Below are 20,850 nucleotides of genomic sequence, written 5' to 3'. Positions count from 1 at the left end.
ACACCGACCGGACACGAACCGGTTGGGCGCAACCGTGGTCGGCGATGCGACGCGCTTCGAGGTGTGGGCACCCGACGCCGACCGCGTGCACGTCGTGGTCGAGCGGTCCGACGGCGACCCTCTCACCGTCGAGTTGACTCCCACGGAACCGACCGACGGGCCGACGTCCTCGGACGCCACGTGGTCGGCGACCGTCGACGGCGTCGGGGCCGGCGACCGGTACCGGTTCCGCCTCGACGAGGGTGACCTGTTGGCCGACCCGGCGAGTCGACTCCAGCCCGACGGGGTCCACGGACCCTCCGAGGTCGTCGACGTCACCACCTTCCCGTGGACCGACGCCGGCTGGGCGGGCGTACCGCTCGACGCCACGGTCCTCTACGAACTGCACGTCGGCACGTTCACACCCGACGGCACCTTCGACGCGGCGATCGGACAACTGGACCGCCTCGTCGACCTCGGTGTCACGACGATCGAGGTGATGCCCGTCAACGCCTTCCCCGGCCACCGGAACTGGGGCTACGACGGGGTGTTCGCGTACGCCACCCAGGCGAGCTACGGCGGACCCCTCGGCTTCGCCCGGTTCGTCGACGCCGCTCACGCGAAGGGCCTCGGTGTGTTCCTCGACGTGGTGTACAACCACTTCGGGCCCGAGGGCAACGTCCTGCCCCGCTTCGGTCCCTACCTCACCGACGACTACTCCACCCCGTGGGGTGGGGCCGTCAACGTGTCGGGACGACACAGCGACTCGGTGCGGCGCTACCTGATCGCCAACGCGGTCGGCTGGGTCACCGACCTCCACCTCGACGGTCTGCGGCTCGACGCGGTCCATGCGATCGTGGACCCGACGGCGAGACCGTTCGTGGCGGAACTGACCGCCGCCGTGCACCATGCCGCCGCCGAGGCGCAGCGCGACGTGCTGGTGACCATCGAGAGTTCGTCGAACGATGCCCGCATCGTCACCGACGTCGGCTCCGGCGGTTGGGGATGCGATGCGGTGTGGAGCGACGACGTCCACCACGCGTTGCGGGTGGCGCTGACGGGCGAACGTCACGAGTACTACGCCGGCTACTCCGGAGTCGACGACCTCGCCGAGGCCTGGCGACATCGATGGGTCTACCGAGGCCAGCACTCGACGGGTTTCGGTCGCCGACACGGCTCCGACGCCGACCACGTCGACCACCGCAGGTTCATCGCCTTCTCGCAGAACCACGACCACAACGGCAACACACCGCTCGGCAACCGACTCCTCCACGACGGTGGCCCGGGCGACCCCCGCCTGCGTCTCGCCGCTGCCGCCACGCTGCTGGCGCCCTTCACACCGATGCTCTTCATGGGCGAGGAGTACGCCGAACCGGCGCCCTTCCCGTACTTCGTCGACCACGGTGACCCCGACCTCGTCCGCGCCGTGCAGGAGGGTCGCCGACGGGAGTTCTCCGGTGTCGACTGGGAGGGTGGCGTGGCCGATCCTGCCGCCGAATCGACCTACCGGGAGGCTGTGCTCGACCCGTCGATCGTCGAACGTTCCGACGAGCATCGCCACGTGCTCGACCTGTACCGCGAACTGCTGCGGATCCGGAGAGAACACCCCGTGCTGACCGACGCCGACGCCGAGCAGGACGTCACCGTCGACGGCTTCGTGATGACCGTGCGTCGACGCTCGAACGGCACCGAGTCGATCCTGATCCTGAACTTCGGAGACGAAGACGCCGGTCTCGAATCGAGCGATGTCGAGGTTCACGCCACCGTGCTCGACACGAGCGGAGCGACGCACGGCGCGCTCGCCCCGTGGTCAGCCCGACTTCGGGTCGCTCGCTGACCGCAACTCAGCGGTCGGTCCGCTCCAGGACCTCGACTCCCGGAATGCCCGACCGTCCGGCACTCGCACCCAGGAGATCAGCCAGCCGGCGGCGACCGCCCTGTTCGATCGCCGCGTCGTCGACCGTGACGCTGCGCCACGTCCCAGCCGGAAGTTCGACCTCGGCGTCGTTCCCGGGGTCGTTCGTGACCCGGGTGACGATCACCACGACCGATGCGCCGTCACCGGCGTTGCCGCCGTCGGTGCGGGCGAAGGCGATGACCTTCTCGGCATCGGGTCCCGACGCCTGGAGCTCGAGGTAGCCGGCGCCGGCGCCGAAGGCTTCGGGCCGGCGACGCCGGAGACGCAGGATGCGCTCGGTGAGGACCGTCCGGGCCAAGTCGACGTCCCCGTCGGCGTGTGCGGTCGCAGCATCGGCGGTCGGCACCCTCTCGATCGTTGCGGCGATCGAGTCCCAGTCGACCTCACCTCGGTTGTCCGGATCGACGAGCGTGAGCAACCGGCGCGGCGAGCCCTGGTAGAGGTCGGCGAAACCGGGGCAGGTGAGCTGGAGTGCCAGCAGTCCGAGTCCGGCGGCGTCACCGATCGGTTCGATCCGGTCGGCGAAGTCGGCGAGCGGTCCTGAGCTCGCAGCGTCGACGAGCGCGTGGGCGAGCGACCGCAGGGCGGCCTCCACCTCGTCGTCGGGCGCGGTCCACGTCGTGATCAGATCGGCTTCGCGTGCCGACTTGACGAGGTAGTCACCGAGTCGAACGGCGTCGATCGGTCGAGCGGTGACGGCGGTCTGCATCGCCAGGTCGACGATGCCGGCACCGAGCCCGCCGTCGCGGTCGAGGGCAGGGTGACCGGGCGAATCCCGGCCGTCGAGCCAGGTGTCGACGACCGCCCCCCATTCCTCGGCGTGTGCGGCCAGCGCGAGCGACCGAGCCCGCACCCCGCCCGAGCGCTTCGTGTCGTGGGTCGTCTCCGCGAGCATCGCCGTCGGATGGGCGCTCTGCCTGGCGAGCTGGGCGGCGTGGAACTCGGCGACCGGGATCGAGAACCGTTCGGGGTCGCCGCCCACCTCACACAGCGAAGCCAGCGGAAACCATCGGTAGAAGGCGCGATCCTCCCCACCCTTGGCCACGGCCGGACCGGTCAGTTGCTGCCAGCGTGCGAGCAGGCCGTCGGATGTGCGGATCGTGTCGGCGACGGCGCGCACCGCCGATCCGTCGGTGTCGGGACGACTCGAGGCGCGCTCGACGACGCGCTCGAACACCTGCTCCGAGGCCGTGTCGTCGGGCAGGTACGTCCGGTAGCGATCGATCGAGCGCGTCATGGCATCGAGTGCAGGCCTCACCTCCGATGCCGTCGTGGCGAGGGCGTCGGCGATCGCCGTGGCGAGACGGTCGAAGTCCGGATCGAGGCCGTCGGCGAGCACTTCGGCTCGGGCAGCGTCGTCGAGGTCGGCGAAGGACCGGCCGCCGGACCGACGCTCCCAGACACGCATCAGGTGTTCCTCGGCAGCGGGGTCGAGGAGTGCGTGCTCGGCGACGGTCACCTGCTCGTAGCCGGTCGTGCCGTCGACCGGCCACCCGGTCGGCAGCGGCTCACCGGTCGCGACGATCTTCTCGACGAACAGCAGGCGTTCCTCGCCGATCACGTCGCGCAGGCCCTCCAGGTAGGAGCCGGGGTCGGCGAGGCCGTCGACGTGGTCGACACGGACACCAGCGAATGCGGCGTGCGCCGTCAGGTTCCGTGGGAGCGTGTCGACGACGTGGGCGACGGCTGCGTGTTCCACGCACACCGCGGCGAGATCGTCGATGGTGAAGAAGCGCCGGACGTTGCGAGCGGGGTCGCGCCAGAAGGCGAGCCGGTAGTGCTGTCGCCCGACGGCGTCGCGCACGTCGAGGTGCTCGGTACCCGCTGCCAGGGGGAAGCGCAGATCACCGACCCGGAGTTCGCGTCCGCGATCGCCGTCACCCATCACGATGTCGCCGTCGTCGAGCATCTCGTCGAGCGGCGCGCCGAGCTTCGCGACGATGACCTTGCCGCCCGTCGCCTGCCAATCGATGTCGAACCAGAGCGCGGCGTCGGTGTCGGGGCCGCCGCGCAGCGTCTCCCACCACGGCGCGTTGAGCTCGGCGCGTTCGACGGACACGTGGTTCGGCACGTGGTCGACGATCACACCCATGCCGCGCTCCTCGGCGGCGTCGAGGAGTCGTTCGAGGCCTGCCTCGCCACCCAGATCCGAGCGGACCCGGGTGTGATCGGTCACGTCGTATCCGTGTCGGCTGCCGGTCACCGCTTCGGCGATCGGTGAGAGGTACACGTGCGACACACCGAGTGTGGCGATCGTGGCGAGTCGAGAGGCGGCATCGGCGAATGCGAAGTCGGGTGTCAGTTGCAGCCGCATCGACGCCGTCGGCTCCCGCAACGACGGCGGGACCGCAGGGTCGGAGGCTGGGGTGTCGGGCGCGGAGCCGCTTCTCGGAGAACTGCCGGAGGTCATGGTGCAGGACTACCCGGACCCGACGCCGATCAGACGCAGGGGACCGGTCGCCACCGACCGGTGCATCTACAGTGCGGGCGTGAGCGATTCGTTTCCCCGCCAGTACGCCCGCACCCAACGGTTCACCCTGGGCGAACCCCGCAACGTCACGGTCTCCCCGGACGGGAAGCGGATCGTGTTCCTGCGCTCGTCGGCCGGCGACGACCCGGTCAACGCACTGTGGGTGATGGACGTCGACACCGGCGCCGAGCGACTGGTGGCCGACCCTCGTGCGCTGCTCGGCCTCGACGATCCGGCCGGGGACGACATCCGCGACGAGGTCACCGACGAGGAGCGCGCACGTCGCGAACGCACGCGTGACGGCTCCACCGGGATCACGGCGTACGCGACCGACGCGAAGTGCCAGGTCGCCGCGTTCGCACTCAACGGCGCTCTCTTCGCTGCCGGTCTGCTGAGCGGCCAGGCCCGACCGATCCACGTGCAGGGGCCGGTCCACGATCCCCGGCCCGACCCGACCGCTACCCGCCTCGCGTACGTGAGCGGCCGCACCCTGCGAATCGGAGAACTCGACGGCTCGTCGCGACTGCTCGCCGGCGACGACCCCAAGGACTCCGACGCCGTGTCCTGGGGCGGTGCCGACTTCATCGCGGCCGAGGAGATGCACCGGTTCCGCGGCTTCTGGTGGAGTCCCGACGGTCAGACGATCGCCGCCTGCCGGGTCGACGACGGCCCCGTGTCCGAGTGGACCATCGCCGACCCAGCCGACCCGAACCGACCGGCGCGCACCGTTCGCTACCCCGCCGCCGGGACCGACAATCCCATCGTCACGCTGCATCTGCTCGGCCTCGACGGATCACGCCGGATGGTCGACTGGGATCGCGAGTTCTTCCCCTACCTCGCCCATGTCGACTGGACCGAGGACGGGCTCCTGATGTCGGTGCAGTCGCGCGACCAGCGTGGCTCGATGGCGATGAAGGTCGACCTCGGCACGGGCGAGGCGATCGCTCTCACGAGCGACTACGACGACGCCTGGATCGAGAACGTCCCCGGCGTTCCCCGACTCCTGCCGGGTGGCGCCCTCCTCACCGCGTCGGATCGTGACGGCATGCGACGCCTGTACGTCGACGACCGCCCGGTCACGCCGAACGATCTCCAGGTCCGTTCCGTGGCTGCCGTCGCCGACTTCGACGACAGCGACGACCCCACCATCGTGTTCCTCGCCAACGATCCCGACGAGCCGACCGAGCTGCACGTCTGGTCGACCACGCCGTCGACCGATCCGGAGGCCGACGGGTCCCGACCCGGGCGATTCACCGAACGCGTCGGGGTCCACTCGATCGCCGTCGGCGGCACGACCTGTGTCGTCCGATCGCTCGTCCCCGACACGCCCGGAGCCACCCACACCGTGCTCGTCGACCGCGTCGTCGACGGCCCGACGATCACCTCGCACGCACAGCTCCCGTCGATCGCGCCGAACCTCACGCTGATCAAGGCCGGCGATCGCGACATCGCCACCGCCGTGCTGTTCCCGACCGGTCACGACCCCGACGACGACACCAAGCTGCCGGTCCTGCTCGACCCGTACGGCGGCCCGCACGCGCAGCGGGTCACCGCGAGCCACAACGCCCACCTGTCGTCGCAGTGGTTCGCCGATCAGGGGTTCGTGGTCGTCGTGGCCGACGGGCGCGGCACTCCCGGGCGCGGCGCGGAGTGGGAGCGGGCGGTCCGCAACGACCTGATGAACCCGCCGCTCGACGATCAGATCGACGCGCTGCACGACACCGCCACGAGGTTCGCCGCGGTCGATCTCGATCGTGTGGCGATCCGCGGTTGGAGCTTCGGGGGGTATCTCGCTGCGCTCGCCGTGCTGAAGCGCCCCGACGTCTTCCACGCGGCGATCGCCGGCGCTCCGGTCACCGAGTGGCGGCTGTACGACACCCACTACACCGAGCGCTACCTGGGCGACCCGAACGGCACGGGACCCGAGGAGGGTGCCGTCGTCTACGACGCCAACTCGCTCCTGCCGCTCGCGGCCGACCTCACCCGCCCGCTGCTGTTGATCCACGGTCTGGCCGACGACAACGTCGTCGCTGCGCACACGCTGCGACTGTCGTCCGCCCTGCTCGCTGCCGGTCGAGCACACGAGGTGCTTCCACTCGTCGGCGTCACCCACATGACACCGCAGGAAGTGGTCGCCGAGAACATCCTCGTGCATCAACTCGACTTCCTGTCGCGCTCACTGGGCCTCGATCTGGAAGCATCGGGTTCATGAACGATCGACTGGCCGAGCTCTACCGTGGCGTTGCCGTCCACGCCACCGCCGACGCGGAGCACCGCGCCGCGCTCCAGCTGTTGACGTTGGTGATGCTCGCCGACGACAACATCAACGATCGCGAGGTCGATGCGGTGCGCGAGATCAGCGAGGAGTGGCGCGGAGCCGACTTCCCGTTCGAGGACTACCTGCGTCCGGCGATCGAGACGGCTCGACGGGCGATCGAGACGGGCCGCACCATCGAGTTCCTCGACCAGATCGACGCCACGATCAGCAGCCGCGTCCTGCGGTCCGCTCTCTTCTCCGCCGCACGGGACGTCGCCGGCGCCGACGAGGAACTCTCGCCCGAGGAAGGCTCGATCCTCGCCGAAGTCGCCGTCCGGTTCGACTGACGAGCGCCGGAGGCACCACGTGAAGGGCGACATCATCGTGCTCGAGGAGCACCACGAGCGGGCGGCGGCGGCGATCGTCCCGAGCCTGCTCGATGCCATCGCATCCAAGCCGGCGCGCTACACGATCAGCGTCGCCGGTGAGTCCGGGAGCGGCAAGTCCGAGACCGGGCAGGCGATCGTCGACGCACTGGGCGCACACGGGGTGAGCGCCGTGCTGCTCGGGCAGGACAACTACTTCGTGCTCCCTCCCACGTCCAACGACGCACGCCGTCGTGAGGATCCCGACTGGCTCGGCCCACACGTGGAAGTACGCCTCGACCTGATGGAGCAGAACCTGGTCGACGCCATCGGCGGTGCCGACGAGATCACCAAGCCGCTCATCGACTACGACGCCAACAGCGTCGAGGACGAGACGATCGGACTGGCCGGCGTCCAGGTCGTGGTGGTGGAGGGCACCTACACCTCGCTCCTGCGACACATCGACACCCGTGTGTTCATCGATCGCAACCGACTCGACACGCTCGAACACCGCCAGAAGCGCAACCGGGGTGGCGAGGTCGACGACCCGTTCGTCGAGAACATCCTGAAGACCGAACACAAGATCATCGCCGGCCACAAGCAACTGGCCGACTTCGTGATCACCAAGGACTACGACGTCGTCGAGGTCGCCTCGGTCCCCTCCGTCTGAGCACCTTCCGGCGCCGAGGGCGACTCGGGGTCGTCGCTGCTCGTTCCGGGGATCGCACGCAGCATCGCCGCGAGACGGCCTCTCGGCTCCTCCGACACCCCGACGAGCACGGGATCGTTCGCGGCCACGAGCGTGCCGTCACCCGGGTCGACCGGCTCGAACCAGACCGCGAGCCGCGCGTCGACGCCCTGCGCTCCATCCGGGTCCGCATGGTCGAGGCGCCGGAGCCGACGCACGAGGTCGTCGTCACCGGTGTGCCCGGCCCACGTCGCGAGCAGCGCCCGACGCATGGTGTCGGCGTCCCGGTTCGTGGCGCCGACGCACGCGGCGAGGTGCCGGAACGTCGAACGCGACGTCGGTGCCGTGGCGTCGATGGCTGCACGAGGAATCGGTGTGATCGTCATGGCGGTGATTCTCCCGCTCCCGAGCCGGCCGCGCCGCATCTCCGACGAACTCCGGGCGTCACGGGAACCGGAGGGTCGACTCCTCGGCGCCGCGTCGGTCGACGATCGTGAACGCTCCGGTCGACAGGTCGGCATCGAGGACGGCGATCGCATCGTCGTGGGTCCACGTGAGCAGCAGACGATCCGGCGGGGTGGCCCCGATCTCCAACCTGCCCGCGAATGCGGGTGACGTGTTGCGCAGCCGGAGCATGGCCAGTTGATCGACCACGATCGGTCGGGCGAGCCCCGCGTCGACGTCGGACATCGAGAGGTTGGTGCGGTTGATCTCCTTGTGACCACCCTCCCCCGCGGCGTCGGCGGCGGCGTCGTCGTTCGCTCCCGCGAAGAGGTCGAGGTACCAGACCTCCGGTGTGCCCGGCATGAACACCTGGATCGCCCGGGCGAGGCGGAGTCGATGCTCGTCCTCGCCCAGGGCGCTGAAGAACGTGGCGTTGACCTGGTAGTAGGAGATCTTGGTCCCGTCGGCGCCGTAGAGGTTCTTGACCCGCCCGCCACGCTCGATCAACCGCTCGACGGTGGCCTCGATCGTCGAGTCGGGCAACAACCCGGGTCGCTGCACGCCGTCGACGTCGACACCCCCGCGGAGGTCGATCACCGGGATGCCGTCGTGACAGCCCAGCATGTTCACGACCTTCAGGTCGTTGTCGAGGATCTCGCCGATCCACCGCACGAGGTGGGTCACGTCGCCGGAGTCGATCGCGTCGATCACGAGCCCGGGGAAGAAGAAGTCGTACACGGGGTAGCCGTGGTCGCCGAGTTCCTCGTGCAGCCCGGAGCCGTACTCGGAGTGGATCTCGGGGAGCAGCGTCAGGTCGAACTCCGCCGCGATCACCCGGAGCCGTTCGAGGTGGTCCCAGGTGCCGGGGCGATTGAAGAAGTTGGTCTTGCCGACCTCCTTGTGCAGGTACGCGAAGGCGTCGAGTCGAAGGATCCTCGCTCCGTAGCCGCTGAGCTTCTCGATCGTCTCGCGGTAGAACTCCCACACGGCGGCCGACTCGGCGTTGACGTCCATCTGGCCGAGGTATTCGCGACCCTCCGGGCCGTCGGTGACCTGCTGGTAGAAGGTGTTCCAGTAGTTGCGGTCCGTGCCGTCGGGGAAGCGCACACGCAGGATCGGCAGTCCGGGCTTGCGCATGAACAGGCGCTCCAGGTGCTGCGGATCGGGTACGACGTGGCCGTCGTCGGAGAGGGTCCCGTTCCCGTCCCAGAACTCGTCCCAGTCGATGAAGAAGTCTCGGAACTCCGACGCGTCACCGAGCGCGACCATGTCGCGGAACTGGGGTGATCCGACCGAGAGGTGGTTCAGGACCAGGTCGAACTTGAGTGCGATCCCGAGTCGTTCCAGTGCGGCGAGGTCGTCGGCGTCGACCATGTCCTCGTCGAGGTCGTAGTCGATGATCGAGAACCCGCGGTCGAGGTCGCTGTGGAAGCACGACGGAAGCACGTAGAGCATGGAGAACACGTCGGAGAGTGCCGGGTGCTCCAGCAGGGTGACGGTTCCGGTGAGACGTCCACCGATGCTGTCGGGGTAGACGTTGAGCATCACGCCGTTGGGCAGGTCGGACTTCACGACGACGATGCTGCCCCGTCTGCAGTGCTGGGCGCAAGCCGTCCCGAGGCAACGTGTCCGGGCGCCGCCGACTCCGGCGCGAGCCGACCCAGCGTCATGCGGTCGAGTCCGCTGAGGTCGAGTCGGGTCTCGACGTCGGACAACCCCGCGTCCTCGAACAGTCCGGCCACGGCTGCGCCCTGGTCGTGCCCGTGCTCGACCACGAGCCACCCGCCGGGGCGGAGCCAGGCAGGAGCGTCGGCGACGATGCGTCGCAGGTCGTCGAGGCCGTCGGCCCCGGCAAACAGCGCATCGTGCGGCTCCCAATCGGTCACGATCCGTTCGGCCTCCGGCGATCCCGTCGCCACGTACGGCGGATTCGACACGATCACGTCGAAGCGCTCGTCACGGGGCAGAGCGTCGAACCAGTGACCTTCGGCGACCCGCACGTTGCCCGCTGCCCGCCCGACACCGGCCAGGTTCGCCCGAGCGACGGCGAGCGAGTCGGGTGACGAATCGGTGATCCACACCGATGTTCCCGTCAGCGGCAGTTCGTCCGCCATCGCCAGGCCGATCGCACCCGAACCGGTCCCCAGGTCGAGCACGGCACGGGTCGGCCCGAACGTGGCCGCCAGCCCGATCGCGACCTCGGCGACGAGTTCGGTCTCCGGTCGCGGGATCAGCACCCGGGCATCGACCGCGAGGTCGAGGTGACGGAACGACCACGAACCGAGCACGTACTGGATCGGCTCACCGGTCCGTGCCCGGGTGACCATCGCGTCGAGGTGGGCGACCGCCCGCTCGCCTGCGGCATCGTCGAGGATCTCCCGGAACTCGTCGGCCGTGGACGAGGTGGCGATCTCGCAGATCCAGCGTGCGTGTTGCGGGTCGTCGACGAGCGACCGGGTCTCGGCGAGGAGTTCACGCCAGGTGACCGTGCCGTCGGAGCGCGTCACGACGCGTCGGGGCTTCCCTCGGCGAGCAGTCGGCTGCGTTCGTCGGAGGTCAACGCGTCGACCACCGACGACAGATCACCGGCGAGCACGTCGGCGAGGCGGTAGACCGTGAAGCCGATGCGGTGGTCGGTGAGCCGGTTCTCCTTGTAGTTGTAGGTGCGGATCTTCTCGCTGCGCCCGCCTCCACCGACCTGGGAGCGACGCTCCGCCGACAGTTCGTCGGCGCGCTCCTGCTCGGCGCGTTCGAACAGGCGGGCCCGCAACACCTGCATCGCTCGGTTCCGGTTCTGCAACTGGGAGCGTTCGTCCTGCATGGTGACGACCACTCCGGTCGGCACGTGCGTGATCCGAACCGCGGAATCGGTGGTGTTCACGTGCTGGCCGCCTGCGCCACTCGACCGGTAGACGTCGATCTGGAGGTCGCGTTCGTCGACCTCGACGTCGACCTCGTCGACCTCCGGCAACACGGTCACGGTGGCGGACGAGGTGTGGATCCGGCCCTGGCTCTCGGTGACGGGAACCCGCTGCACCCGATGCGGACCACCTTCGAACTTGAGCGACCGCCAGGCGGTGTCGCCGCGCACCTCGAACGTGATGTCGTTCAGTCCGCCCATCTCGCTCGTCGTGGACGACAGCGTCTCGACGGTCCACTTGTTCGACGACGCGTACGCCGCGTACATCTCGAACAGGTCGCGAGCGAAGAGGTTCGCCTCCTCGCCGCCCTCTGCCCCTCGGATCTCCATGATCACGTTGCGTCCGTCGTGCGGGTCCTTGGGCAGCATCAACTCGCGCAGGTCGGCTTCCAGGCCCGGCAACTCGGCGGTGACGGCGTCGATCTCGTCCACCAGCATCTGGCGCTCGTCGCCCGACGATCCGTCGAGCATCTCGCGTGCCGCCTCGGCGTCGGCGCGTCGCGAGGTGTAGTGGTTGACGGCCGCGACGACCGGGCCCAGCGCGTTGTACCGCTTCGACGCCGTCCGCAACCGGTCGGGGTCGGCGAGCACCTCGGGGTCGGACAGTTGCCGTTCGAGAGTGTCGTACTCGTCGACGATCTGTGCGAGTCGGTCGAACATCGTCTGGGCGGACATGGTGAGCGCAGGCTACCGACGCGTCCGTCACCGATCGGATGCCCGGAACCGGTCATTCCGTCGCCCACCGCCGCAAGGGTGTCAGTCCAGCGCGACGAACTCGACGTCGACACGCAGACGACGTGCGAGGTCCCGATTGATCTGGACGAGGTCGCGTTCGGGACCGGAGACGACCACCACTCGTTCGAACTCGCCGCTCCGCTGGACGGCGACGTCGGCCACGAATGCCACGAGGTCGAGGTCGACACCGCTGGTGAACACGACGGCAACGGGGTCACCGTCGACGTGTGTCGCCGTGGCGAGACACGGCTCGGCGTGCTTCATGCTCAGACGATCGACCGGGGGGTCGACCGGTGTGAGGTCCCGCAACGACAGCAACGACGGGTCCTGCTCGACCCGCCACCGGAGGTGACGCTCGGGTGCCATCCGGTTCAGTGGATGCTGCGGGGCTCGTTCGCTGCGGTGCTCGGTGACCGCGTCGACGACCCGGGCCAGGGCCTCGTGGGTGGGCAGGTGACCGTGCAGCATCTGGAACGCTTCGCGATCGTTGGCGCCGACACCGACCTCCAGGATCACACCCTCGACCTCTCGCCGGGCGATGCGTGCGGCGAGTTCGGCGTCGTCGGACGCGACGCTCGCCGACGTCGGCAGATCGCTCAGTTCGGCGAAGTTCCCCGTGGTGGGCTCGTCGACGACCCGACAGACCTCGAGGCCGCGGACCTCGCCGGTCACCACGCCGCGCTCGACGTGAGGGTCGGCCCCCGCCGAGCGGATCATGTCGAGCAGCGCGAGGTGCTCGCCGGGCGGCTCGGCCGGCGGCTCGGGGGCTTCGGCCACGACCGGGAGGAGGGTGCGCCCCTCGGCGAACCAGACGCGGATCGGCAGATCGAAGGCCTGCGCTCGGCGCGCGAGCAGGCCACCGTCGCGCTCGGCGATGACGTCGAGCGACTCGGCGTCGTGTCGGATCGCCCAGGCGAGCGTCGCGCCCAGCCGTCGGGCGGCGGGCCCGTCGACGATCGCCCAGGCGCCGCCGCCGTGCACCAGCGCCGCCCCCGCCCCGAACGCTGCGACCTCGTCGTCGATGGCGACACCGAGGTGCTCTGACACGAGCGCCTTCAGTTTGATCCCGAGTAGCCGCCGTCGACGATCGCCCACCCCTGGATCGCCCATCTCAGCCATGAACCCAACCTAACCACACGGTGTCAGACACCGGATGGTTGCCATCCGAACGGTGTCTGACACGGAATGACAGACCGTCCAAACGGTGTCTGACACGGGTTGACAGACACGGGATGACAGAGCGGGGCCGGGTCAGACGAAGTAGGCGGTGAGGTCGGCGAGGAGGTGGACGTCACCGTTGGCGTTGAAGAGCCGGATGCGCCCACCCGCGCCGACCTTGGCGATCACCAGGTTCGCGGACACCTCTCCCGGGTCCGGGTTGAGGCTCGACGCAGTGGGACGGGACTCGCCGTCGGGATACACCGTCAGGTAGGTCTGCACGCTCGGACGCACGGCGGTGACGTTGAGCGCCACCGCCGTGGCCTCCGTCGGCACGCCGTTGCCCGTCACGCGCAGGACGATCTCCCGACCCGGCCCGACCCGCGCCGCTCGGGCGCCGACTCCACTGCGCGTGTCGAGCAGTCGGGCGGGGGCGACGGGCGCCAACCGAGCGCCCGCCGACGTGAAGCACCCGACCACGTCGGCGACCAGGTGCACCGTGCCGTGACTCGGTCTCACCTGGATCGTCCCGTCGGCACCGACCTTGCACACGGTGAGGTTCGGGATCACGCGCCCCGCACGGTACGACAGGCTCGCCGTTGCCGGTTCGGGAGCACCCGTCGGCCACGCCGTGACCCATCCGTCCTCCGTCGGCCGGATCGACAGCAGGTTCAGGGCCACCGAGTCGACACCCCCGGCAGGCACGCCACCGCGTCCGAGCACCACGAGGCGAAGCGCCTGACCACCGGCGACGGTCGACGCAGCAGCACCCACCCCCTCACGGGTGTCGAGGATCCGCGACGGTGACAGCGGCAGCATGCGCCCGAGCGCTCCCGTCGACGGCCCGCCCGAGCGCGCGAAGTAGCCCGACACGTCGGCGGTCAGGTGGACGTCGGATCGGTCGTTGTAGATCGAGATCGAGCCGTCGGAGCCGACACCCACGATGCTCGCGTTCGGCACCACGGCACCGGCACGGGGATTCACCGTGGAGGAACCGGGGCGGCTCTGACCCGACGGGAACGCGGTGACGAACGTCTCCTCGACCGGTCGGATCGACGTGAGGTTCACGGCGACGGCCGCGACCCCGTCGGTGGGGACCGAACCCGCGCCCGCGATCTTGATCCGCACCGTCTCGCCCGGGCCGATGCGGGCGGTGCGGCCACCGGTCCCGTCGCGGGTGTCGTAGAGCCGTTCGGGAGCGATCCCCACGAACTCACCCCGGATCGTCGTCGGCGGGAACGTGACCTCGGCCGTCGGGCCGCTCGAGAACAGCCCCAGGTCACGTCGGCCACTGCCGAGCACCTGCTCGGAGCCACCGCCCATCCAACCGTCGATCATCGACGCGTAGTAGTCGCGGAAGTCGACGTGGGACGGCATCCGTTGCCAGCGTTCCAACCCCGCGAGCGAGGGGCGCTGGCCGTGGAAGCCGCCCCGGACCGTCGAGCCGATCACGAACTGCGGTGCCGACGAGCCGTGATCGGTTCCCAGCCCGTCGTTGGAGAACGAGGTCCGACCGAACTCGGAGAAGGTCATCAGGGTCACCCGACCGACCCACCGGGGATCGAGGTTGCGGTAGAACTCGCCCACCGCTGCATTCAGCTCGCGGAGCCGCGTTCGGTGCTGGAACGGTTGGCCCGCATGGCTGTCGAAGTCGCCGAAGCCGGCGGTCACCACCCGGAGGCCGAGGTTGGCGTTGATCAGGCGGGCCGCGACCTGCAACTTGGCGACGATCTCCGTGCCCGACAGCCCGCCATCGGCCGGGACGACCGAGTCGAGTGACGCAGCGACGTCGAGCATGTCGACCTGAGCCGCACCGACGCGCCGTTCCCAGGATCCGGTGGGCGTGCCAGCCGCCATCGCCCGCACCGCCCGGAACAGGGAGAGGTCGGCGCCGGCACGCCACGAACGAGGGACCCCGAAGTCGGGTCGGCTCGGCGCCACGCTGGTCGCGATCGACCGCTGACCGATCACGTGCAGCGGGACCGAGTTGCCGACCTCCACCGCGGCGAACAGGTCCTTGTCACCGTTCAGGTAGCCGTCGGTCCAGCGGCCCAGCCAGCCGCTGTCCGGAACGGTCGTGGGTCGACCGCTCATCCACTTCGCCATCGACGCGAAGTGGCTGAAGTCCGAGCGAAGGTGGCCGACGCCCTCGACGATCGCGAGCTGCCCTGCGTCCCAGAAACTCTTGAACTCGGTCAGTTCCGGGTGCAGGCCGGTGTCGGCGTCGAGCGGCAGCGTGTCGCCTGCCGGGACGGCCAGGACGCCGTGCTGGTCGTGGTAGTGACCGTCGTTGACCGGCACCACGGTGTTCAGCCCGTCGTTGCCGCCGTACAGGCCGACCACCACGAGGATTCCGTCGGCGGGCCCGATCGGAGCTCCCCAGGCCGACGGATCCAGTCCGGGAAGGGTCAGGTCGAGCACGCTCGCGCCGGGCGCCGCCAGCATCCCGGCCCCGAGGCCGAGACCGACCATCTGGAGGAACCGGCGACGATCCAGAGCGAACGGGTCGTCCGACGGGGGGACGGACAGGTGCCGCAGAGCGGCGGCGGTGGAGATGTCGGGGTCGAGCACGATGATCCTCAGGCGATGTGCATGGACGGGGCGGACAGGAGCAGCGAGAGTGCGTCGACGCGCATCGCCGGGTCGACGGTCGCGTCGCCGAGATGTTCGAGGATGCCGGCGCGTGTGGCTGCGGTCGGGCGCACCCCGGTCAGTGCGGCGAATCGGTCGACGAGGGTCGCGGCCGGCAGCCCTTCGACCTCCGATCGGGTGATCACGTCACCGGGTCCTGGACCGAAGCGCAGGTGCGCGTCGGAGCGGTACCACGTCGCGTCACGCAGCTTCTGGACCACGTGCTCGACGATGCCGTGGCGGGTCGACATGGATCCGGCGTTGACCCAGTAGCCGTTGGGCCTCCACCCGCTCACGTTCGGCGGGTACAGCGGCTGCTGACCGACGCTCGCCAGCAGCCAGTTCGGAATGTGATCCATCCTCGTGTCGAGCCCCGTGGCGACGAGCAGGGCGACCATGAACTCGACCGGTTGACGCACCAGCCCCGTCTGCGCCGTGGCGGAGTAGAAGTCGTCGTGGAGCAGCATCGCTCGCACCCATGGACGGATCTCGAATCCAGTGCCGAGGAGCGCGCCGGTCATCGCCGACCCCACGCCGGCGGGCACGGAGCCGGTGGTGGCCTCACCGAACTCCTGCCACAGCTTGAAGGTGAGGAATTCGGCGGCGACGGCCTTCGTCTCCCGACCGCCGTTGCGCTCGGCGGTCATGGGAACGATCCCCGAGCCCAGGGGTCCGGTCCCGAGGATCACCTCGATCGTCTCGATGCCCGCCTGCTGGGGCGGCCGCGTGGCGTTGATGGTGCGGCCCAGGAACACCTGCGACGTCGGCTCGTGGGCCGACTGGTCGAAGAAGTAGGCGTTGCGGTTCGTCGGGACGTGGGTGTGCCCGGTCCACGCCGCGGTCGAGGCCTCGACGTCGGCTTCGGTGTAGTTGCCCACGCCGAGCAGGAAGAGTTCCATCAACTCCCGAGCGAAGTTCTGGTTCGGCGAGCTCGCGAAGTTCTGGTGGTTGTCGAGGTAGCGCAACAGCGCCAGCTGGAGGGAGGCGTTGCTCACCAGTTCGGTCACCGTGACCGACGAACCGGCCGCCCCGAGACCACGCCGTCGGAACAGATCGATCTGGTCACGCATCAGATCGGCAGAACCGACCTTGTCGATCGAGGTGGCGAGATGACCGTGCCAGAAGAACGCCATCCGCTCGGCGAACGGTCTCGTCGTGGACGCCATCCGGCCCAGCCAGTGGTCGGAGAGTCGAATGCCCCGTCGCCACTCCTCACTTCCCTCGGGGCCGTCGAGCGTGGCGGTCGGCGGATCGGCGACGACGTTCATCACGTCGTCGACCGCCGCCTCGAGGCTCGGGAGGGCGAGCAGGGCAGCGACGCGCTGCGGCCGATCCACGACCTCCGTCCGCCGCAGCAGGTGGCGGACATTCCCCTCGTCGAGAGCTGGCACTCGTTCTCCTGATCCGTCGCGACACCCGCGCTCCCCGTGTCGGAACTCCGAACGTAGCCCCGCTCGGGTCGCGTACGACCGCGGTCGGCTCGCGACCACCCGATCGGTGCCCCTACGTCACCAGCACCAGAACCGTCGCGACGATCACCGCAGGAAGCCCGATGCGCGTGCTGACCGCCACGTATCGACGTGGCGACACGTGGACACCGGCACGTGCCGCCGTGTCGCTCCACAGGAGTCCCGACAGCGACGCCGAGATCACGAAGATCGCGCCGATGTTCGTGCCGATGAGGAGCGGCCAGGCCTGCTCGGCGTTCGTCATCGCGCTCGATCCGGCGAGAACGATCGGCAGGTTGTTCGCCGCGGCCGAGCCGATCGTGCCGAATGCGACGATGCCGAGATCACCCCAGACGCCGGACCGACCGAAGATCCGATCGAGCCCGAGTGACGGCAGCGCTGCGGTGACGAGGATCGCGAGCGAGGCTGCGACGACGACGGCTGCGAGCGGTACCGCCCGCCACTGAGAACGTCGGGTGGTCGACACCGTCCACGACCAGGCCACCGCGGCGATCGCCCAGGCCGGGATTCCGAGGGCGTCACCGAGTGTGAATCCGACGAGGACGAACCCGATGATCGGAACTCCACGTCGCAGTGCCAGGGGGTCGACGTGGTCCTCGACTCCGACGTCGGTCGTGTCGAACCGGAACACGTGCCGGTACGCCAGGTACCCGATCGCCGTGGCGGCGACCGACGGCAGTGCGAGGTGCGTGAGGAAGTCGGCGGCGGTGAGGTCCCACCGGTCCGCGACGATCAGGTTGGTGAGGTTCGACACCGGCAGCACACCCGAGCTCAGGCACGCCAGGAGCACCGGCTGGAAGGCCAGCGCCTCGGCGGGCAGGCCATGTCGCCGAGCGATGCGCACGTACAGCGGCGTGAGCAACACGACCGCAGCATCGAGATTGAACACCGCCACCACACCGGCCGCGAGCCACCACAGTCGGGCGACGAGATGTGCATCGTGCCCGAAGCGCGCCGCGATCGAGGAGAACACACCGATCTCGTCGAGGCCGACCGCGAGCGGCACCGCGAAGACCAGGAACAGCAGCGAGTCCCGCAGCGGCCCCAGAGCCGACGTCGCAGCGGACGGAGACAGCAGCGTCGTCGCGAATCCGACGACGACACACATCACCGGCCCGATCCAGATGGCGCTTCCACCGGGTCGCCACAGCATGAGCACGCCCGCGACGACGAGCAAGCCGACTTCGATCAAGGAGCAGAAAGCTACCGGCCCCGCCCGGATCGCGCCGGCGAACGGTGCCCGTCAAACGGTGTCAAACGGTGTCAGACACCGGATGACAGACACCAAACGGTGTCCACCAAACGGTGTCAGACACCGGATGACAGGTCTGGCGCCGCTCAGATGAAGTAGGCGGTGAGGTCGGCGAGGAGGTCGACGTCTCCGTTGGCGTTGAAGATGCGGATCCTTCCGCCCTCGCCGACCTTGGCGACCACGAGGTTGGCCGAGACCGCACCGGGGTCGGGGTTGAGACTCGATGCCGTGGGGCGGGCCTCACCGTCGGGATACACCGTCAGGTAGGTCTGCACGCTCGGGCGGACCGCCGACACGTTCAGCGCCACCGCCGTCGCGCCGGTCGGGATGCCGTTGCCCGTCACACGCAGCACGATCTCCTGGCCCGGTCCGACGCGTCTGCGGGCGGCCCCGGTGCCGTCGCGGGTGTCGAGCAGGCGAACCGGCGCGACCGGGGAGAGCTGCGACCCGGTCGATGCGAAGCATCCCACCACGTCGGCGACGAGGTGCACCCGCCCGCTGCTCGCTTCGAGTTGGATGGTCCCGCCGGTCCCGACCTTGCACACCGTGAGGTTCGGGATGATCCGACCGGCACGGTACGACAGGCTCGCAGTCGTCGGCTTCGCCGAGCCGGTCGGCCACGCGGTGACCCATCCGTCCTCGGTCGGATCGATCGACAGCAGGTTGACCACCACGGCGTCGACCCCGGAGGCGGGGACGCCGCCCTGTCCCAGCACCGCCAAGGAGATCGCGCGACCACCGGCCACCCGGCCCGCAGTGGCACCGATGCCCGAGCGGGTGTCGAGGAGGCGTGCCGGGGAGAGTGCGAGCAGCCGACCGAGCGACGACGACCCTCCGCCACCGGCCTGGAAGTACCCCATCACGTCGGCGGTGACATGGACGTCGGAACGGTCGTTGTAGAGCGAGAACGTACCGTCGGGGCCAACGCCCACGATCGTCGTGTTCGGCACAATCGCTCCGGCACGCGGGTTGAGCGTCGACGACGGCGGCCTGTTCTGACCGGAGGGGAAGGCGGTGAGGAACGTGTTCTCGCCGGGGCGGATCGAGGTGAGGTTGACGGCGACGGCCGTGACGCCGGCCTCCGGGAGCGAGCCGGTGCCTGCGACCGCGATCCGGACGGTCTCGCCGGGTCCGATCCTCGTCGAGCGTCCGCCCGTGCCGTCACGGGAGTCGTACGCGCGCTCGGGCCTCATGCCGACGAACTGGCCGAGTGCCGAGGTCGGCGGGAATGCGATCTCTCCGGTCGGGCCCCGGCGGAACAGTCCGAGATCTTGTCGCGTGCCGCCGAAGATCTCGCTGGAACCACCGCCCATCCAGCCGTCGATCACGGATGCGTAGTAGTCGCGCATGTCGACGTGGCTCGGGATCCGATCCCAGCGTTGAAGGCCCGACAACGACGGCCGCTGTCCGTGGAAGCCACCCTTCACCGCGGCGCCGAACACGAACTGGGGAGCAGAGGAACCGTGATCGGTGCCCTGCCCGTCGTTGGCGTAGGGGGTGCGACCGAACTCCGAGAAGGTCATCAAGGTGACACGGTTCCCCCACGCCGGATCGAGGCGCTGGTAGAAGGTGCGCACGGCCTCGTTCAGTTCGCGCATCCGACTCGTGTGCTGGCTCGGCTGGCCGGCGTGACTGTCGAAGTCTCCCCATCCGACGGTCAGCACGCGCATCCCGAGGTTCGCGTTCACGAGGCGTGCCGCGATGTCGAGCTTCGCGACGATCTCCGTCCCGGACAGTTGATCGTCGTCCGGAATGACCGGATTGAGCGCGGCAGCCACGTCGAGTTGATCGACCTGCGCCTGACCGACCCGACCGAGCCACGAACTCGCCGGCGCACTCGACGCCAGGTCGCGCACCGTCTGGAACAGTGCGAGGTCGGCTGCGGATCGCCATTCCCGGGGCACGCCGAAGTCGGGCTTGTTGGTCGGGACCGTCGTGGCGATGGATCGTTCGCCGATCATGTGCAGCGGGATCGAGTGGCCGATCTCCGCCGATGCGAACAGGTCCTTGCTGCCGTTCAGGTAGCGGTCCGTCCATCGCCCGAGCCACCCGCTGGTCGGAATGCCCGTCGGCTTGCCGCTCATCCACTTCGCCATCGAGGAGAAGTGGCTGAACTCGTCCTGCAGGTGTCCGACGCCTTCGACGATCGCGAGTTGGCCGGCATCCCACAGCCTCTTGAACTCGGTCAGTTCCGGATTGAGGCCCGAGTTCGCATCGAGCCGAAGCGTGGCGCTTCCCGGGATCGCGAGCGCTCCGTGCTGGTCGTGGTACAAACCGTCGTTGATCGGCACCACGGTGTTCAGTCCGTCGTTGCCCCCGAACAACCCGATCACGACGAGGATCCCTTCCTCGGGTCCGATCGGACCTGCCGCCCAGGCCGACGGGTCGAGTCCGGGAAGCGCGACATCGAGCAGCGACGTGCCCGGGCCGGCGACCATGCCGGCACCGACGCCGAGGCCGACCATCTGGAGGAAGCGGCGCCGGTCGAGCGCGAACGCATCGGTCCCGTCCGAGACGGAGAGGTGACGCAGTGCGTCGGAGGTGGAGATGTCTGGATCGAGCAT

At 69.3% G+C, this 20,850-nt stretch carries 14 protein-coding genes; 4 read left to right on the top strand and 10 right to left on the bottom strand.

Translation table 11 applies throughout. The annotated features are described in order from the left end of the window. Positions 1 to 22: 22 nt before the first annotated feature. On the top strand, positions 23 to 1,816 hold the full coding sequence (gene treZ / locus ABJK40_RS02605) for a malto-oligosyltrehalose trehalohydrolase (protein WP_348480696.1): 1,794 nt from the start codon (positions 23 to 25) through the stop codon (positions 1,814 to 1,816). Between the two features lie 7 nt (positions 1,817 to 1,823). On the opposite strand, the gene treY is transcribed toward treZ, so the two are convergent. Beyond that, positions 1,824 to 4,211, bottom strand: coding sequence for a malto-oligosyltrehalose synthase (gene treY / locus ABJK40_RS02600; protein WP_348480697.1), 2,388 nt, complete (start codon positions 4,209 to 4,211; stop codon positions 1,824 to 1,826). A gap of 175 nt (positions 4,212 to 4,386) precedes the next feature. On the opposite strand from treY, the gene ABJK40_RS02595 reads away from it, so the two are divergent. From ABJK40_RS02595 to ABJK40_RS02585, 3 genes are read left to right on the top strand one after another with little or no spacing between them, the layout of a single operon-like run. Continuing rightward, on the top strand, positions 4,387 to 6,579 hold the full coding sequence (locus ABJK40_RS02595) for a prolyl oligopeptidase family serine peptidase (RefSeq protein WP_348480698.1): 2,193 nt from the start codon (positions 4,387 to 4,389) through the stop codon (positions 6,577 to 6,579). Further along, entirely contained in the window at positions 6,576 to 6,971 is a 396-nt protein-coding gene (locus ABJK40_RS02590) for a TerB family tellurite resistance protein (protein WP_348480699.1), read from the top strand. Before ABJK40_RS02595 ends, ABJK40_RS02590 begins: the two co-directional genes overlap by 4 nt. 19 nt (positions 6,972 to 6,990) lie before the next feature. Beyond that, positions 6,991 to 7,659 carry a hypothetical protein gene (locus tag ABJK40_RS02585; RefSeq protein ID WP_348480700.1) on the top strand — a complete coding sequence of 223 codons (669 nt, stop codon included), beginning with the start codon at positions 6,991 to 6,993 and terminating at the stop codon, positions 7,657 to 7,659. Here ABJK40_RS02585 and ABJK40_RS02580 read toward each other — a convergent pair. The 9 genes from ABJK40_RS02580 to ABJK40_RS02540 form a co-directional block, all read right to left on the bottom strand. After that, positions 7,620 to 8,063 (bottom strand): hypothetical protein, encoded by a 444-nt coding sequence (locus tag ABJK40_RS02580; protein WP_348480701.1) that lies wholly within the window; start codon positions 8,061 to 8,063, stop codon positions 7,620 to 7,622. The two genes, ABJK40_RS02585 and ABJK40_RS02580, sit on opposite strands and share 40 nt — an antisense overlap. A 58-nt stretch (positions 8,064 to 8,121) precedes the next feature. Further along, positions 8,122 to 9,693 carry a glycosidase gene (locus ABJK40_RS02575; protein WP_348480702.1) on the bottom strand — a complete coding sequence of 524 codons (1,572 nt, stop codon included), beginning with the start codon at positions 9,691 to 9,693 and terminating at the stop codon, positions 8,122 to 8,124. Then, on the bottom strand, positions 9,690 to 10,628 hold the full coding sequence (prmC, locus tag ABJK40_RS02570; protein ID WP_348480703.1) for a peptide chain release factor N(5)-glutamine methyltransferase: 939 nt from the start codon (positions 10,626 to 10,628) through the stop codon (positions 9,690 to 9,692). Before prmC ends, ABJK40_RS02575 begins: the two co-directional genes overlap by 4 nt. Next, positions 10,625 to 11,716, bottom strand: a complete 1,092-nt coding sequence (gene prfA, locus ABJK40_RS02565; protein WP_348480704.1) for a peptide chain release factor 1 — start codon at positions 11,714 to 11,716, stop codon at positions 10,625 to 10,627. Before prfA ends, prmC begins: the two co-directional genes overlap by 4 nt. An 81-nt stretch (positions 11,717 to 11,797) precedes the next feature. Then, positions 11,798 to 12,895, bottom strand: coding sequence for a hypothetical protein (locus ABJK40_RS02560; RefSeq protein ID WP_348480705.1), 1,098 nt, complete (start codon positions 12,893 to 12,895; stop codon positions 11,798 to 11,800). Positions 12,896 to 13,027: 132 nt separating this feature from the next. Beyond that, on the bottom strand, positions 13,028 to 15,505 hold the full coding sequence (locus ABJK40_RS02555; protein WP_348480706.1) for a DUF1501 domain-containing protein: 2,478 nt from the start codon (positions 15,503 to 15,505) through the stop codon (positions 13,028 to 13,030). Between the two features lie 8 nt (positions 15,506 to 15,513). Next, positions 15,514 to 16,956 (bottom strand): DUF1800 family protein, encoded by a 1,443-nt coding sequence (locus ABJK40_RS02550; protein ID WP_348480707.1) that lies wholly within the window; start codon positions 16,954 to 16,956, stop codon positions 15,514 to 15,516. A 112-nt stretch (positions 16,957 to 17,068) separates the two neighbouring features. Further along, on the bottom strand, positions 17,069 to 18,226 hold the full coding sequence (locus tag ABJK40_RS02545; RefSeq protein WP_348480708.1) for an SLC13 family permease: 1,158 nt from the start codon (positions 18,224 to 18,226) through the stop codon (positions 17,069 to 17,071). Between the two features lie 146 nt (positions 18,227 to 18,372). Continuing rightward, positions 18,373 to 20,850, bottom strand: a complete 2,478-nt coding sequence (locus tag ABJK40_RS02540) for a DUF1501 domain-containing protein (RefSeq protein ID WP_348480709.1) — start codon at positions 20,848 to 20,850, stop codon at positions 18,373 to 18,375.

Origin of the sequence: Ilumatobacter sp. (genome assembly GCF_039969435.1) — a bacterium.
Lineage (GTDB): Bacteria > Actinomycetota > Acidimicrobiia > Acidimicrobiales > Ilumatobacteraceae > Ilumatobacter_A.
The sequence above is the reverse complement of the archived record's forward strand: the minus strand, read 5'-3'. Positions and strand labels throughout refer to the sequence as shown.